Source organism: Evansella sp. AB-P1 (assembly GCF_029688925.1).
GTDB lineage: Bacteria > Bacillota > Bacilli > Bacillales > Salisediminibacteriaceae > Evansella.
Genome location: NZ_JARUKY010000021.1, coordinates 1 through 17,200, shown reverse-complemented (window position 1 = coordinate 17,200; position 17,200 = coordinate 1). Strand labels below are relative to the sequence as shown.

The window sequence follows — 17,200 nt, the reverse complement described above, 5'->3', positions numbered from 1 at the left end:
TACTTCTATTCGAGGTCAAATAATCTTAACGATAAACAAAACTTGGCTTTTCGCCAAGAACAGCGAAAGCTTTAATTTTAACGGGAAAAATTTCTAAAAGATGAATCCATATTTACTGTGTTGTATTTATATATTTTCTTTTTAATGCAAATCCCAATCCAACAAAAATAATAGTAAATATAATTGCAGCTATTATAATTAGCATACTTCCCTCAGCTAAGCCTATACCAATACCAATTAAGCCAGTAATTCCTAAAACGGCACATATAAAGAAGCGCCAATCAAATTTTTTCATCTCTCTCACCCCTCCTCCGTACTAGTTTAACAGATGAAGGGTTACTACTCCATTTATATATATTACTCCTTTGTAAAAAGTCATAAACAATCTTTTACTAACTATTGGGGAATCTAAATAGGTTATTTATATTGTATATGCTATAATGAAGAAATGATTATGATATAAAGTTTTTGTCTAATTCATTCAATTATTTTAGGAGTGAAACTATGTTTTTAGCAACAGTGAATGAGTCTGTATCGCCAAATATGACGCCAATAGCTACATGGCTTGGGGCAACTGATCCAGAGAACTTTTTATTTGCATTTGCAATACTTTATCTTATTGTTAATGTTTTAACGATTGTTGTCTTTAACCTTGGATTTGCTAGAAAACTCCCATTACTAAAATTAATCGTAGTTTATAGCGTAATGCTTTTTGGTAATATTTTAATTACATTTTTAGCATTTACGCTACCAATTATTGAATCTTTATTTGTAGCTACGCTTGTTTTAGGAGTGTATAAACTTCAACTTAAAAGGCATAAGCAGGAAATTGCTAAATCGGAAAGTGAATAAAACATTTAACAAAGTAAGACTGAAAAAATAAAAGCAATTGGCAAATGCCAGTTGCTTTTATTTAAAGATAAGACAGTATAAAATTGACGCCTTGCGCTTTTCTTATGGACTCTGTTAAGGATAGTGTTAGTATTAATTTTAATAAAGATTTAATTTTTGTTTACGCGTTGTCTCGATATATATGACAACAGAGCCATTTTTTAATATGATACTACATTCTTTAATATTTTTTTACTAGTGAATAAATTCGTCTTCCTTTTCTTGACTTGAGTACTGCTTGAAATTTCCCGTTGCTTTTCTCTCGCTTGTTCTTGTTTCAATACGTTCATTACACTTATCACACATATAAGTGTGTATAGGTCGGTTTCGAAGCTTTTTGGCTAATGGGGAATGATCATTTATATTTTCAATCGTGTCACATAATACACATTTAACTCGCATAATTCACCTCGTTTTATAGTATGTATGGAAAAGCCTTTAATTAACAATAGTATAACATGACGAATAGAGATGCTAAACCTCTGTTTCACTCATATTCACATATTGTAATAGATTATTAATCCATTCACCAATTAAAGGAATATCTACAAATTGTCTTAATATTAGACCCAATAAAGATAGTACGATTACTGTACCAATAGTTAAACCTAATCCTCTACCAATTCCCACTAGAATATTAATTAAAAAAACTCGCCGAGGGTTTGTATAATTTAGTAATATGTCTCTTATTTTAGCCTTTTCCAATATTCGAGATATCCGTTCTAGTCTGAAATCTAATTTATCTGCTTTTTCTAAGTATCTAGAATAGGCTTGAATTTCCTTAAGTACTTTTTCCAGTTCTTCTCGAATATTGTTATCTCCATTCATTTTAAATTCCCTCTCTTCGTGTCATAAAGCTACATTATTTATAGTATGGGTCAATAAATAAATATAATTAGTAATTAAAAATCGAGTTTTTCAAAAAAACCAGTTAGAATAGTTTTAACTTAATTAAAATATAGGTATAGTAGTATTGTAAGGAATTATAGGGAGGCATGATGTTAATGGCAAATCAAGTAGAAACAAAGTTAACGGAAGAACTTTTACCTTTATTAAGAAAAGAGCATTATGTAACAATAGCAACTGTTGATCACGAAACTGGTGGGCCAAATGTTAATGCAATTTCATGGGTGTATGCAATTGATGAAAAAAAAGTACGGTTTTCAGTAGATAATCGTTCAAGAATTGTTGAAAATTTAAAAAAGGAACCTCTAGTTACCTTAACTTTAATTGGTGCAGGTTCTACATATGGCATAACAGGTAAAGCATCTGTTATCGTTGAAAAAATGGAGGATGTTCCACTAAAATTAGCACTTATTGAAATCGATGTTTCTGAAGTTAGAGATGTTATGTTTTATGGAGCTCGAATTACGACTGAACCTAAATATGAAAAAACATATGATAAAGACGCTGCTGAAAAATTAGATCGTCAAGTGATGACTGCAATGAAAAAAGGATAATGTTAATATTTATAGAACCTAAATAAAAACAATAAAACCGAGCAAGTACCTTTTATATAACTTGTTGTCTGGTTTTATTGTTTTTTATTTTGAGTCTAGATATAAAATCTTTGGAGGGAAGAAGTTTCGATATAGTAAACATATTTTGTTTATAGTATATGTGCAACTAGATATTTCTTCGTAGCGAAATTTTGCAAATTATTAAGTATTCTTCACTGGCCAATAATATTTTTCATTTTGTATCTATTGTTCGTTTTGGAGTCTATCTTTCTTCTCAAGTACATACATTGTAATAAGAGATAGAGATTATTACATTATTAATTGGTTGTAGGAGGCGAGAGGTTGAGTACAAAAAGATATATATTAGATACGAACGTCCTACTACAAGATCCATTGGCGATTTATTCATTTGAACAAAATGAAGTCGTCATTCCAGCAGTTGTATTAGAGGAAGTAGATTCAAAAAAAAGAAACATGGATGAAATAGGAAGAAATGCAAGGTATGTTGCACGATTAATTGATGATCTACGGGAATCAGGAAAACTTCATGAAGGTGTACCGTTAGAAAATGGAGGTAGATTCAGGGTAGAACTAAATCATCGATCATTCGGAAAGTTGAAAGATCATTTTTTTGAGAGTACGAACGATAATCGAATTTTAGCAGTTGCGTTAAATATGCGAATGGAGGAGGAGGAGAAAAAGTCAGGAATTCAAGTAACCCTTGTGAGTAAAGATGCTCTTTTAAGAGTGAAAGCTGATGCACTAGGAATTCATGCTGAAGATTTTTTAAGTGATCGTGTCGTACAATACGATCATATGTACTCAGGCTATAGTGAAATTTTTATATCACCAGATAAATTAGATCACTTATTCGAAAAAAAATATCTTTCATTAGATAAGATCAATATGAAAGCTCCATATCCAAATCAATTTTTTATTTTAAGGGACGAAATAAATCATTCTAGATCTGCCCTTGGTATAGTAAGTAAGGATTCTCAATCTATAAAGCTCTTTTTGTCAAATGATGATACAATTTGGGGAATTCGTCCAAGGAATGTACAGCAAAGAATGGCTTTTGAGCTTTTAACGAGAGATGATATTCCTCTAGTAACATTAGCAGGAAAAGCTGGTACAGGTAAAACACTATTATCTTTAGCTGCGGGCCTATTTTTAACAGAAGACTTGCAGAAATACAAAAAACTATTAGTAGCTCGTCCTGTAGTTCCTGTTGGAAAAGACATTGGATTTTTACCAGGAGAAAAAGAAGAAAAACTAAGACCATGGATGCAGCCCATTTTTGATAATCTTGAATTTTTGTTTAATGCTAAAAAGCCTGGGGAATTAGAACAAATTTTAGCAGGGATGGGTTCTATTCAAGTAGAAGCATTAACGTACATTCGTGGAAGAAGTATACCAGATCAGTTTATTATTATTGATGAAGCCCAAAACTTAACGAAGCATGAGGTAAAAACAATACTAACTCGTGTTGGTGAACGAAGTAAAATTGTACTAATGGGGGATCCTAAGCAAATTGATCATCCTTATATTGATGAATATACAAATGGTTTAACATATGTAACGGAACGAATGAAACATTTAGCTGAATCAGGACATATGAAAATGGAGAAAGGTGAAAGGTCTGGTTTAGCACAAATTGCGGCAGATTTATTATAAATTTTTGTTTCTCTATGTAACCTAAAAAACTGTCTCATTACGAAGGTGAATCGTAATGGACAGTTTTTTCTGGTGACAGTTTTTATTTAATAATGATTCCGGTAATATTAGTTACAGGATCTTCTTTATTTTCCCCATTCCCAAGGTAAAAATGAACTGGACCATCTTCTGATAATGGTTTCCCCTGATTTGAAAAACCGAGTATCCCTTTCATTGCTTCCTCAAAAGAACATTGGAATTCTTCGCCAGATTCTCTTAAAAATATTACTTTTTTTGCTTGCTCTTTAGGACGAGTATTTTCTATAAATGGTCCTAAAGGCATTCCATAAGACTTTTCAGTAAGTTCTTTTCTACTCATTTTAACATTATTTCCGTTACTAGTAGGTAAGGCACCTTCTAACCGTTGTTGATTCCATGCTTTTGCTAATTTTTCTAATTCAATTTCATTATGATCTTTATATTCTTGGGAAAAATAACTACTAAGATCAACTTTCCTTTCATCGAATATCCAGACACCTGGATCAATCGTAAGTTTATGATTTACTTCTCCTGATATTGTAAAAGTAAGATTGTTCAACGGTGTATTCTCCTTTCAAGAGGTAGTTCATTATAAGTATAGAGGGAAAAAATACGTTTGTCACCGATAGAGTATTATAGGAAGGGTGTATATATGTGATTTGTGAGGATCAACTAGTAATAAATAAATTTGTAAAAGAAGCAAGTAAGTATACAAAATTGGGGGAAGTGGCTGATTATATACCAGCACTTAAAACAGCTGATCCAGATACATTATCTTTTGCAGTTTTTGGAGAAACAAGCTCATGTCTTTGCGCTGGAGATAGTAATGAAACATTTACATTGCAAAGTATTTCTAAAGTAATCACACTAGCACTAGCACTGATGGATAATGGTGTAGAAAAGGTGTTTTCAAAGGTTGGAATGGAGCCTACGGGAGACCCCTTTAATTCTATGATAAAATTAGAAACTCACTCACCTTCAAAACCACTGAATCCTATGATAAACGCAGGTGCACTAGCTGTATCCTCCATGATAAAAGGGGAAAATGTGGATGAGAAATTAAGTAGACTTTTAAGATTTGTTCAAGATCTTGCAGAAGATTCAACCATTACATTTAACGATATGGTAGCACAATCGGAATTTGATACGGCAAATTTAAATAGATCTTTATGTTATTTTATGAAGCAGCACGGGGTTATTGATGATGATGTAAACACGCTACTGGAATTCTATACAAAGCAATGTGCAATAGAAGTTAGTTGCAGTCAACTTGCAAAAATTGGTTTCATTATTGCAAATGAAGGCAAAAAATTAAATTCAAATGAGCAACTCATTCCAACACATATTTCTAAAATATTAAAAACATTTATGGTAACTTGTGGTATGTACAATGCCTCAGGTGAATTTGCCATTAGAGTTGGTATTCCTGCAAAAAGTGGAGTCTCAGGAGGTATAATGGTTTCGGTTCCTAACCGGATCGGTATTGGGATATATGGACCAGCATTAGATGAAAGAGGAAATAGTATAGCTGGAATGCACCTGCTAGAAGCATTATCTAACCATTACAATTTAAGTATCTTTTAAAAATAGTTGTAGATAAAACACCTTCTATTGCAATTTTATAAAGGAACAGATAATATAATTAAATAAGGAGAGTTTTATTATAATGGAGGAGGGATTCCGTTGTCAGTTGAAACCCTATCCGGACAGAGCGAAAAAGCATATGCCCTTCTAAAAGAAGATGCTCAAAAGATACTAAAACTAATTGAAGTGCAGATGGAGAATTTAACTATGCCGCAATGTCCTCTTTATGAGGAAGTTTTAGATACACAAATGTTCGGTTTATCACGTGAAATTGATTTTGCTATACGCCTTGATTTAATCCAAGAAGAGGATGGAAAAGAGTTGTTAGATCAATTAGAGAAGCAGCTTACTTCGTTACATGACAGATCAACGAACAAATAACAAAGACTGTTAGGAAATAAATAATGTCTCTAGTATTTATTTTGATTTTTATACAAATTAAAAGTTAAAATTTTCCTATACAAAAACAATCAACCAAAGAGCAACTTTTGGTTGATTGTTTTTTTCTTTACACAAAAAATTCAATAATATATTCCTCATTTGGTATATAATAGTTGATATGTGAATTGAATTATCATTATTTATTATATTTTATTGACTAATTTCTATATAATTAATTTTCGATTATCTTATGAAGATAAGGAGGAAAATGTATGAAATGGTTGGCAAAGATTAATAAGGTTTTAGTGGCAAACAGAGGGGAAATTGCTATACGGATTTTTCGTGCGTGTACAGAGCTAGGTATTAGGACAGTTGCCATTTACTCCAAAGAAGATACAGGATCCTATCATCGTTACAAGGCAGATGAAGCGTATTTAATTGGTGAAGGGAAAAAACCAATTGATGCTTACCTGGATATTGAAGGTATTATAGAGATTGCAAAAAGGAACGATGTTGATGCTATACACCCTGGTTATGGATTTCTCTCTGAAAACATACAATTCGCTAAACGATGTGAAGAAGCTGGAATTATTTTTATTGGCCCTAATACAGAGCATTTACATATGTTTGGAGACAAGGTAGAAGCAAGAAAAACAGCAATTAAAGCTGAAATACCAGTCATTCCAGGTAGTGATGGACCAGTATCTAATGTAGAAGAAGTTGTTACATTTTCAGAACAGAACGGTTTTCCTATCATTATTAAAGCTGCATTAGGTGGTGGTGGAAGGGGAATGCGTATTGTTCGTTCAATCGAGGAATTAAAAGAGTCATATGAACGAGCTAAATCAGAAGCGAAAGCCTCTTTCGGAAATGATGTTGTGTATGTGGAAAAGTTCGTGGAGAATCCAAAGCATATAGAGGTTCAAATATTAGGAGATCATTACGGAAATATTGTTCACCTTTATGAACGTGATTGTTCTGTTCAACGACGTCACCAAAAAGTAGTGGAGGTAGCTCCAAGTGTTTCACTATCAGATGAGGGACGTGAGAAGATTTGTCAGGCAGCGTTGCAATTAATGAAAAAAATTAACTATGTTAATGCAGGTACAGTAGAATTTCTTGTGACTGCAGAGGAAGATTTTTATTTTATAGAAGTGAATCCAAGAATTCAAGTAGAGCATACAATTACAGAATTAATTACAGGTGTGGATATTGTTCAGTCTCAAATTTTAATAGCAGACGGAAAGGATTTACATAGTTCAAATATGGGAGTACCTCAACAAAAACAAATAAAAACGATGGGATTTGCCATTCAATCCCGTGTTACTACAGAAGATCCTGAAAACCAATTTATGCCAGACACTGGGAAAATAAGTGTCTATCGTAGTCCAGGAGGATATGGTGTTCGGTTAGACGCTGGAAATGGTTATCAAGGTTCTGTTATTTCGCCACACTATGATTCATTATTAGTAAAGGTTTCTACTTTTGCTCTTACTTTTGAAAATGCTGCAAAAAAAATGGTGCGTAATTTAAGGGAATTTCGAGTTCGAGGAATTAAAACAAATATTGCATTCTTAGAAAACGTCGTTCAGCATCAAAAGTTTTTAAATGGTGAATATGATACGTCTTTTATTGATACGACTCCAGAATTGTTTCTATTTCCTAAACGTAAAGATAGAGGTACAAAAATGCTTTCCTATATAGGACATACAACAGTTAATGGATATCCTGGTATTGGGAAGAAGAAGAAGCCAGTTTTTGAAAAAAGGCGACTACCAAAAGTAAATTATATGAATCCAATACCAGAAGGAACAAGACAGGTTTTACAGGAACATGGTCCAGAAGGGCTAGCCCAGTGGGTTAAAGATCAAAAAGAAGTACTGATTACAGATACAACATTTCGTGATGCCCATCAATCATTGTTAGCAACACGAATGCGCACGAATGATTTACAGCAAATTGCTGAACCAACTGCACGACTTTTGCCTAACTTATTTTCATTAGAGATGTGGGGCGGAGCAACGTTTGATGTTTCCATGCGTTTTCTCCATGAAGATCCTTGGAAGAGGCTAATCGTTTTAAGGGAAAAATCACCTAATGTTTTATTTCAAATGCTACTTCGTGCTTCTAATGCAGTTGGCTATAAAAATTATCCTGATAATTTAATAAATGAATTTGTTGCAAAATCCTCTGACGCTGGAATAGATGTGTTTCGAATTTTCGATAGTCTGAATTGGGTTAAGGGAATGGTTCCTGCTATTGAGGCAGTCCGTAGATCAGGAAAAATTGCTGAGGCTACAATGTGTTATACAGGAGACATTTTGGATTCCTCTCGACCCAAATACGATCTTAATTATTATTTGCAGCTAGCAAAAGAGTTAGAGGAATCAGGTGCACATATTTTAGGGATAAAGGATATGGCTGGACTACTTAAACCAGAGGCAGCCTTTGAGCTTATTTCTGCATTGAAGGAAACAATTAATATTCCAATACATTTACACACTCATGATACCAGTGGAAACGGTATTTATACGTATGCAAGAGCTATTGATGCAGGTGTAGACATTGTTGATACGGCAATAAGTTCCATGTCTGGATTAACGAGTCAACCAAGTATGAACTCTTTATTTTTTGCTTTAAGTGGACATAAACGTCAACCTAAATTAAACATTGAAGAAGCGGAAAAATTAAACGTTTTCTGGGAGGATACGCGAAAATACTATCAAGACTTTGAAAGTGGAATGTTGTCCCCACACTCAGAAATTTATCAACATGAAATGCCAGGGGGACAATATAGCAATTTACAGCAACAAGCTAAAGCTGTTGGCCTTGGGGAACGCTGGGATGAAGTGAAAGAAATGTATCGTAAAGTAAATGATATGTTTGGAGATATTGTTAAGGTCACACCTTCTTCTAAAGTCGTAGGCGATATGGCATTATTTATGGTACAAAATGATTTGACTGAAGAAAAGATTTACGAAATAGGGAATCAGTTAGACTTCCCAGATTCTGTTATTGAAATGTTTCAAGGTTATTTAGGGCAACCGTACAAAGGCTTTCCAAAAAAACTTCAGGATATTATTTTAAAGGGGAAAGAATTTATTACAGAACGACCTGGAGAACGTCTTGAGGCAGTTAATTTTAACGTGTTAAGAGAAGAACTGTATCATAAGTTAGAGAGACAAGTAACAAGCCATGATATTCTATCTTATGCATTATATCCAAAGGTGTATTTAGACAATGAACAATTTATGAACCAGTATGGTGATCTTTCCGTTTTAGATACAGGGACATTTTTCTATGGATTAAGGTTAGGTGAAGAAATCGCAGTGGAAATAGAACAAGGTAAAACCTTGATAGTGAAATTAGTATCTGTTGGGGAAGCTCAAAAAGATGGTACTCGAGTTATATACTTTGAGCTTAATGGTCAACCACGAGAGGTCGTTGTTAGGGACGAAAGTGTTGAATCAGTGGTGTTATCTAAAATAAAGGCAGATAAAAATAATGAGAAACAAATTGGTGCTTCCATGCCTGGTACCGTTGTCCGTACGTTAGTAACAAATGGAGATAAAGTTAAAAAAGGTGACCACCTTATTATTACTGAATCAATGAAGATGGAGACTACGGTACAGGCAGTAAAGGATGGTATTATAAAGCAGCTTCATGTAAGAAACGGAGAATCAATACAAGCAGGGGATTTATTAGTAGAATTTGTATAAAAATTTGAGAGATGTAACACTACAAAATTCATCTTTGTATTATTTGGATGGAAAGGTAGTTTATTTTAGAAATATGTATGGAAAAACTGTTTAAGGTAATACTTTTTAGGGGAAAAAAGAAATGAACAAACAAATTGGGAGTTGATCTACATGGCAAATGAAAAAACAGCAAATATCTTAAATCGTCACGTTGCAAATTGGAATGTTCTTTTTGTGAAATTGCATAATTATCATTGGTATGTAAAAGGAGAAAATTTCTTTAAGTTACATGAAAAATTTGAGGAGTTATATAATGAGGCAGCTGGTCATATTGATGAATTAGCTGAGAGATTGTTAACACTAAAAGGAGAGCCAGTTGCAACAATGAAACAATATTTAGAAATTGCAACAATTGATGAAGCTCAAGGGGAAAGAGCATCAGATGATATGGTTCGAACTTTAGCAGGTGACTTAGAAAAATTAAGTATGGAGCTAAATGACGACATTGATGTACTTGAAGAGTTAGAGGACCAAGCGACAGCAGATATGCTTATTGCTGTACGTCAGTCTGTTGAAAAACATCATTGGATGCTCCGTTCATTCTTAGGTGAAAAATAAATAAAAATGTAGTTTATAGATAAACATGGTAATGAAATTTAACACCCTCTGAACATGATAGTTGAATTTCTTAAAAGAAGATGGTGTCTCTATGGTGATTAAACCTAAGAGACACCATTTTTATATAAAGATAAGAAAGTATAAAACTTTCATTCTACGTAAGGTGTCTAGGAGACAGGATGTCGATATTACGCCGTTGCCTACAGGACGTAGGCTGTACTTAGGTGTAATTGAAGCGCCTTGCGCTTTTCTTATGCTAATAAAAACGTTACCTACCATATTATGGGAGGTAACGCTATGTTGACTATAACATATTTACTATTTAGTGTGACTTCGAAAAGCTAACAATGCTAAGTATGAAACAATACCGAACAGTAAGCTTATAAAAAATGCATGGAAAATGGTTGTACCCAGAGAGAAACCTGAAAAAACAACAACAGCTCCACTTATTACTTGGACGGTAACAAAAATAAAACTAGTAAGCCCACTATAATATAACGTTTTTTGTTCCTTATAATTTCGATATAGGTGAATGAACAGGATAAGTATCACAATAAATAGAATCCCAGCAGTTAATCGATGAAAAAATTGCACTGCAACAGCTCCAGTTAGTGGTGGAATTAACTGTCCATTACATAACGGCCATCCTGCACAAGCTGCACTTGAACCTGTGTGCTTTACATATGCACCAGTATATACAACGATATACAAGTATGTTAATACGAAATAAATATAATTTCGCATTCCACTAGAGATCGTTGGTTGAACAAAGTGTGATGGCATATCATTTTCAAATGCCAATACGGTAAGTAACATTACACTTGCAAAGGAAATAAGGGAAAACCCAAAGTGTAATGCCATAACTGCATTTGATTGTCCCCAAACAACAGCAGCAGCACCTAAAAGTCCTTGAAAAACGATAAATATTACAGCAATAATTGCAAAAAATTTCGTTTCTTTTATATGCTTTAGCTTTTTCCAACTCCAGATAGATAAAATAATTACCATAATGCCTAATAATCCTGATACGACCCGATGAGTATACTCAATAAGTGTTTGTATCGTAGGGGACTCTGGAAATACTTGCCCTAAACATAATGGCCATTCTGCACCACATGCATCTCCTGACCCTGTTTGAGTCACTAATACCCCTTGAATTAGGACGACAATCATCCCTAATGTCGTTATAATGCCAAAAATTTTTAACGGAAGGTTATTCACCACTTCACCGACTTTCTATTATGTTATGTATAAAAAGTTTTATAAAAATAATTTTTTCAAAAACACAATAAATATACTATTTTGAATATCTACATTCTTTATGAAATATCCTTAATAATAATGAAAGTGTTTCGACCTTCATTTTAATTCAAATATGAAAAAAAAGTCAATTTATCAGATTATATATTACTATTCGTTCCAATTTGTAATCTTTCGTAAGAAAAAAAGTGCAAGGTACTTTATTTTTATTGAAAAGATTATTAATATTAATATAGTGATTATGGTAAAATGAATGTTAGATGATGTGGAACTAAAATATTTGCTTTCTTTAGAAGAAAAAAGTAAGGAATGTTTACTTAATATAAACTGTAAGTCTAATAATAAATAATTTACATTGGATTATTTATTACTTGTTCAAAATTTAAGAGGTGTTCTAGCTACAAAATCTTCTTGGGGTCATAACTTTCCTTATATCTTGATTCTCATATTAACAAGATAATTTTTATTTTTTACATCATCAGTATGCAGATTATTAGACTTACGAGAAGTTTCGTGATTTGATAAGAAAAAGAGAATATTTTATGGGGGGTGAATGAAGTGAATAAATCAAGTACACTGACGTCTACAGAAACTTTAGAAGCAGAAGTTACAACAAATGAACAGACAAGAGTTTCTTGGAAATCTTATGTTGCAATTTCTAAAACTGGAATTGTAATGTCTAACTTAATTACTACGTTTACGGGACTTTTTCTTGCTGCTTATTATACGGGGACTACAATTAGCAATGATCCACTAAATGCATTACTAGTGTTGTTGGGGTCAGCATTCGTAATGGCTGGAGCATGTGCTCTTAATAATTACATTGATCGTGACATTGATCATTTAATGGAACGTACAAAGTCTCGACCTTCTGTAAGTGGTGAGCTTACGGGGAAGCAAGTATTATTTTACGGTTTGGTTGTTTCTGCACTAGGTCTCATTTTCTTAGCTATGACAGAGCTCATAGCTGCAGTAATCGGTTTAGCGGGGTTGTTCATTTATGTAGTCCTCTATTCTATGTGGACAAAACGAACGACGACTTTAAATACAATCGTTGGTAGTTTTTCAGGGGCCGTTCCTCCACTAATCGGTTGGGCAGCAATTGATCCAAGCTTACATCCAATAGCTTGGTCACTATTTCTCATTATGTTTATTTGGCAACCACCACACTTTTTAGCACTAGCAATGAAAAGGGTGGATGAATATAAAAAAGCTGGCATTCCAATGCTACCTGTTGTTGCAGGATTTAAAGTGACGAAACGACAAATCGTATGGTATGTAGCTGCACTTATTCCTGTATCTATGACATTATCACATTTTGGAATGGTTTATACGGTTGTAGCTGCTTTGCTAGGGGGTGGCTGGTTAGTCATTGGTTTAGCAGCTTATAAGTACAAAGATGACTTAAAATGGGCAAAACACATGTTTCTTTATTCTTTAAATTATTTAACGATTTTGTTTGTTCTTATGGTCTTTGTACACATGTTTTAAAACTTAAAGAGAGAAAGAGGGGTTTGTGACGAGATGAAGCACTTATGGCGACTGCTTCCATTTACTTTCATCTTGCTTTTAGCTGGATGTGGAAAGCAAAATCTATCAGCATTGGATCCGCAGGGACCAGTGTCTGAAATTCAGTTTTCTTTAATTATGCTTAGCTTGTACATTATGATTTTTGTTATCGTTGTTGTTTTTGTCATTTATGTACTCGTGTTGATTCGCTTTCGTGATCGGCCAGAACATACGCATATACCGAAGCAGGTACATGGTAACAAAGCATTAGAAGTGATATGGACTACAATTCCAATCGTTTTATTACTTATTTTAGCAGTACCAAATGTAATGCAAACATTTACTCTTGCTGATACGGAGCCTACAGATGCAGATATGGTAGTAAGAGTACATGCTCATCAATTTTGGTGGGAATTTGAATATCCTGACTATGATATCGTAGCTGGACAAGAAATGTATATTCCAACAAATACGAAAATTATTTTAGAGTTAGAAGCAAGTGATGTAATACATTCATTTTGGGTACCTGCTCTTGCAGGGAAACAGGATAATGTTCCTGGAATTATGAATCCGATGTGGATTGAAGCACCAAATGAAGGAGTTTACATGGGGAAATGTACAGAGTTATGTGGACCAGCCCACTGGCAAATGGATTTCAAAGTAATTGCAGTAGATCCAGATACATTTGAAACATGGGCAGCAAATATGGTTGAAGGACCTCAGGATGTTGCTGATACAGGCAATGAATTAGCAGTTGAAGGTCGGGCTGTATTTGAACAAAGCTGTATTTCGTGTCATGCAGTTGCAGGTGAAGGTGGTAATCCACAAGGTGGACCAGATCTTACGAACTTTGGAGAACGTATAGTAGCAGCTGGTTACTTGGAGTTTAATGATGATAATATTGAAGCCTTTATACGGGATCCACAAAGATATAAGCCTGGTAATGCCATGCAGGCGTTTCCTAATATGTCTCAAGATGAAATGGACGCACTTATAGAATATCTACACACATTAAAAGTATTAGAATAATTGGTTTAGTTAAGGGGGTAAAACAACGTGTCATATGCGAAGGCTCAATCTAAAAGTACACTTTGGGATTGGCTGACTACTGTTGACCATAAAAAGATCGGTATTATGTATTTGGTCGCAGGTGCATTTTTCTTTGCTCTTGGTGGTTTAGAAGCAATATTAATGCGTATTCAGCTCATGTTTCCAGAGTTCACCTTCCTACCGGCGCAAACGTTTAATGAATTATTAACGATGCACGGTACGACGATGATTTTCTTGGCAGCAATGCCACTACTATTTGGTTTAATGAACTATATCATACCTCTACAAATTGGGGCTCGTGATGTAGCATTTCCATTTTTAAATTCGTTAGGTTTTTGGTTATTTTTATTCGGGGGAATTCTTTTAAATATTAGTTGGTTTGTTGGTGGAGCACCAGATGCAGGGTGGACAGCATATGTCCCGCTTTCTAGTGAATCTCCTGGAACAGGTATTGATTACTATGTGCTCGGATTACAAGTAAGTGGTGCAGGTACGTTAATTGGGGGTATTAACTTCCTTGTAACGATTATAAACATGCGTGCGCCTGGTATGAGTATGATGAGAATGCCATTATTTACTTGGAGCTCTTTTGTAGCATCCATTCTTATCTTATTTGCTTTTCCAGCTTTAACTATTGGGTTATTATTACTAATGCTAGAACGAGTTTTTGATGCAACATACTTTAATGTAGGTATGGGCGGTAACGTTATTATTTGGCAACATTTATTCTGGATTTTTGGGCATCCAGAGGTATACATTTTAATTTTACCAGCGTTTGGAATATTCTCAGAGGTTATTCCTACTTTTGCAAAAAAGCGACTTTTTGGTTATTCTGCTATGGTTTTTGCAACGCTGATCATTGGGTTCTTAGGATTCATGGTATGGGCTCACCATATGTTTACAGTAGGTATGGGTCCAGTAGCAAACTCAATATTTGCTGTAGCAACGATGGCTATTGCTGTCCCAACTGGAATAAAAATATTTAACTGGCTGCTAACCTTGTGGGGAGGACGCATTCGGTTTACTACTGCAAATTTATTTGCATTAGCATTTATTCCATCTTTCGTAATGGGTGGTGTAACTGGAGTTATGCTTGCAACAAGTGCAGCAAACTATCAGTTCCATGATACTTACTTTGTTGTAGCCCATTTCCATTATGTCATTATTGGTGGGGTAGTACTTGGATTATTTGCAGGGGCATACTACTGGTGGCCAAGAATATTTGGATATAAACTTGATGAGAAGCTTGGAAAAATCTTCTTCTGGTTATTCTTAATTGGGTTCCATTTAACATTCTTTGTCCAGCATTTCTTAGGATTAATTGGTATGCCAAGACGAGTTGCATCTTATTTAGATGGTCAAGGATTAAATGCAATGAACTTAATTAGTACCATTGGAGCATTCTTAATGGCAGTTGCCTTTATCATATTTGTAGTAAGTATCTTTACTTCAAGAAATAATAAAGTTACTGAGGAAGATCCTTGGGGAGATGGACGTACCCTAGAATGGACGATTCCTACACCAACACCTGAATATAACTTTGCACAAACACCACTTGTTCGTGATGTAGATGCATTATGGTATGAAAAATATGAAGGTGATGGAAAAATGAAAGCAGCAGAACCATTAGGAGATATTCATATGCCTAATGGAAGTATATTACCAATCGTAATTTCATTAGGATTATTTATTGCAAGCTTTGGATTTATTTATCATCACGCAGGCTTTACTTGGTTAGCTGTAGTAGGGTTAGCAATTACGTTTGGAGCAATGTTTGTACGTTCGATTAAAGAAGATCATGGGTATCACATACCTGTTGATGAAATAACAAATAATAAGGGGGGAGAGTAATTATGGCAGATCATACGATTGACCACAACACTTTACCTCCAAACCCTGAAAAGGCAACGCTTGAAGGTCGTAACAAGTTTATGGGCTTTTGGTTTTTCCTTGGAGGGGAAACAGTGTTATTTGCTAGTCTATTTGGTACTTATTTAGGTTTACGTGGTGGAACAGTAGATGGTCCAGGACCATCTGAGCTATTTCATTTACCATTCGTTTTCCTTATGACGATGATCTTACTAACAAGTAGTTTGACGAGTGTCTTTGCCATTATTTCCATGAAAAGAGGAAACTATAAAGGCTTACTTGCTTGGATGACAGTTACAGTTCTGTTAGGTGTAGCATTCTTAGGATTAGAAATTTATGAGTTTGTTGAATATGTTGATCATGGTTTAGGGTTTACAACTAGTGCCTTTGGTTCTGCCTTCTATACATTAGTTGGTACACATGGTGCCCACGTTGCATTTGGTATTGCTTGGATTACAACATTAATTATCCGTTATCGTAAATCAGGCTTAACCTTAACAAATGCACCAAAGTTTTATACAGCTGTTCTGTATTGGCACTTTATTGATGTTGTTTGGGTGTTTATTTTCTCAATAGTCTATCTTATGGGAATAGGAGGTTGATGAGATGGCACAGCACGGAATGGACCCAAGTGCTCCATTAACTGGGGAACCTTCAAAGAAAACGAAGCGAAAGCTAGCTCGTGAATTGAGAACTCAGATTATTTCCTTTATCTTAATGATTTTCTTAACGTCATTAGCCTTTGTTTCCATTGCTAGTGATGCAATACCAGCAAGCTTTGCACTTCCATTTATTTTATTGCTGGCAGTTATCCAGGTTATCCTCCAACTATATGTATTTATGCATCTAAATGAACGAGGTAATGGATGGCCGAATGCAATGATTTGGTCAGGTGTTTTGATTGCAATACCGACAGTAGCAGCACTAATGCTATTATTAGGTGTCGTGAAATGGTAATATAGTCATCAACAAAGCCCTCGCATTTGTTTGTGCGAGGGCTTTTCTTTTTAGACTGTGTTAAATAATGGTGTTGTTTTTGTAGCTATTTGAGCTCCCAGCATCAAAAAAATCAACAACAAAATTTAACTGCTTTTTTAAAAAAACCTTATTAATTGTATTCTATCAACTAAAGTGTTTTAATTTATTCATATCTCCTTTGATTTTTTAACTGTAAAACTAATATAATTT

17 protein-coding genes are annotated in these 17,200 nt (G+C 34.3%); 12 read left to right on the top strand and 5 right to left on the bottom strand.

What is annotated here, in order from left to right:
* Positions 1-112 precede the first annotated feature (112 nt).
* Positions 113-295 carry a DUF5325 family protein gene (locus tag QA612_RS18585; RefSeq protein WP_278285325.1) on the bottom strand — a complete coding sequence of 61 codons (183 nt, stop codon included), beginning with the start codon at positions 293-295 and terminating at the stop codon, positions 113-115.
* Positions 296-504: 209 nt separating this feature from the next.
* Here QA612_RS18585 and QA612_RS18580 point away from each other — a divergent pair, with 209 nt between their 5' ends.
* Positions 505-852 carry a YlaH-like family protein gene (locus QA612_RS18580; RefSeq protein WP_278285324.1) on the top strand — a complete coding sequence of 116 codons (348 nt, stop codon included), beginning with the start codon at positions 505-507 and terminating at the stop codon, positions 850-852.
* A gap of 234 nt (positions 853-1,086) precedes the next feature.
* Here the strand turns inward: QA612_RS18580 and QA612_RS18575 are convergent, their stop codons facing one another.
* Positions 1,087-1,293, bottom strand: a complete 207-nt coding sequence (locus tag QA612_RS18575) for a YlaI family protein (RefSeq protein WP_278285323.1) — start codon at positions 1,291-1,293, stop codon at positions 1,087-1,089.
* 72 nt (positions 1,294-1,365) lie between these two features.
* Positions 1,366-1,719 carry a DUF5665 domain-containing protein gene (locus tag QA612_RS18570; RefSeq protein ID WP_278285322.1) on the bottom strand — a complete coding sequence of 118 codons (354 nt, stop codon included), beginning with the start codon at positions 1,717-1,719 and terminating at the stop codon, positions 1,366-1,368.
* Positions 1,720-1,895: 176 nt separating this feature from the next.
* Between QA612_RS18570 and QA612_RS18565 the strand changes: the two genes are divergently transcribed.
* Together QA612_RS18565 and QA612_RS18560 are read left to right on the top strand one after the other, a co-directional pair.
* Positions 1,896-2,351: a pyridoxamine 5'-phosphate oxidase family protein gene (locus tag QA612_RS18565; RefSeq protein ID WP_278285321.1), complete on the top strand. Its 456-nt coding sequence runs from the start codon at positions 1,896-1,898 to the stop codon at positions 2,349-2,351.
* A 360-nt stretch (positions 2,352-2,711) separates the two neighbouring features.
* Positions 2,712-4,025, top strand: coding sequence for a PhoH family protein (locus QA612_RS18560; protein ID WP_278285381.1), 1,314 nt, complete (start codon positions 2,712-2,714; stop codon positions 4,023-4,025).
* Positions 4,026-4,107: 82 nt separating this feature from the next.
* On the opposite strand, the gene QA612_RS18555 is transcribed toward QA612_RS18560, so the two are convergent.
* Positions 4,108-4,602: a peptidyl-prolyl cis-trans isomerase gene (locus QA612_RS18555; RefSeq protein ID WP_278285320.1), complete on the bottom strand. Its 495-nt coding sequence runs from the start codon at positions 4,600-4,602 to the stop codon at positions 4,108-4,110.
* 95 nt (positions 4,603-4,697) lie between these two features.
* On the opposite strand from QA612_RS18555, the gene glsA reads away from it, so the two are divergent.
* The 4 genes from glsA to QA612_RS18535 all read left to right on the top strand — a co-directional run bounded on the left by glsA (position 4,698) and on the right by QA612_RS18535 (position 10,324).
* Positions 4,698-5,627: a glutaminase A gene (gene glsA, locus QA612_RS18550; protein WP_278285319.1), complete on the top strand. Its 930-nt coding sequence runs from the start codon at positions 4,698-4,700 to the stop codon at positions 5,625-5,627.
* Positions 5,628-5,726: 99 nt separating this feature from the next.
* Complete coding sequence (locus QA612_RS18545; RefSeq protein WP_278285318.1) at positions 5,727-6,008, top strand: Fpa/YlaN family protein; 282 nt, start codon at positions 5,727-5,729, stop codon at positions 6,006-6,008.
* 272 nt (positions 6,009-6,280) lie between these two features.
* On the top strand, positions 6,281-9,727 hold the full coding sequence (pyc, locus tag QA612_RS18540; protein WP_278285317.1) for a pyruvate carboxylase: 3,447 nt from the start codon (positions 6,281-6,283) through the stop codon (positions 9,725-9,727).
* A gap of 150 nt (positions 9,728-9,877) precedes the next feature.
* Positions 9,878-10,324: a Dps family protein gene (locus QA612_RS18535; RefSeq protein WP_278285316.1), complete on the top strand. Its 447-nt coding sequence runs from the start codon at positions 9,878-9,880 to the stop codon at positions 10,322-10,324.
* A gap of 318 nt (positions 10,325-10,642) precedes the next feature.
* Here the strand turns inward: QA612_RS18535 and QA612_RS18530 are convergent, their stop codons facing one another.
* Positions 10,643-11,545, bottom strand: coding sequence for a COX15/CtaA family protein (locus QA612_RS18530; RefSeq protein WP_278285380.1), 903 nt, complete (start codon positions 11,543-11,545; stop codon positions 10,643-10,645).
* A gap of 597 nt (positions 11,546-12,142) precedes the next feature.
* Here QA612_RS18530 and cyoE point away from each other — a divergent pair.
* The 5 genes from cyoE to QA612_RS18505 are packed head-to-tail and all read left to right on the top strand — an operon-like array spanning position 12,143 to position 16,969.
* Positions 12,143-13,075: a heme o synthase gene (gene cyoE, locus QA612_RS18525; protein ID WP_278285315.1), complete on the top strand. Its 933-nt coding sequence runs from the start codon at positions 12,143-12,145 to the stop codon at positions 13,073-13,075.
* A 33-nt stretch (positions 13,076-13,108) separates the two neighbouring features.
* Positions 13,109-14,122, top strand: a complete 1,014-nt coding sequence (gene coxB / locus QA612_RS18520) for a cytochrome c oxidase subunit II (RefSeq protein ID WP_278285314.1) — start codon at positions 13,109-13,111, stop codon at positions 14,120-14,122.
* Between the two features lie 27 nt (positions 14,123-14,149).
* Positions 14,150-15,994 carry a cytochrome c oxidase subunit I gene (gene ctaD, locus QA612_RS18515; protein WP_278285313.1) on the top strand — a complete coding sequence of 615 codons (1,845 nt, stop codon included), beginning with the start codon at positions 14,150-14,152 and terminating at the stop codon, positions 15,992-15,994.
* Between the two features lie 2 nt (positions 15,995-15,996).
* A complete protein-coding gene (locus QA612_RS18510; protein ID WP_278285312.1) occupies positions 15,997-16,614 on the top strand; it encodes a cytochrome (ubi)quinol oxidase subunit III in 618 nt (205 codons plus the stop codon).
* Between the two features lie 4 nt (positions 16,615-16,618).
* Positions 16,619-16,969, top strand: a complete 351-nt coding sequence (locus QA612_RS18505; RefSeq protein ID WP_278285311.1) for a cytochrome C oxidase subunit IV family protein — start codon at positions 16,619-16,621, stop codon at positions 16,967-16,969.
* Positions 16,970-17,200 lie beyond the last annotated feature (231 nt).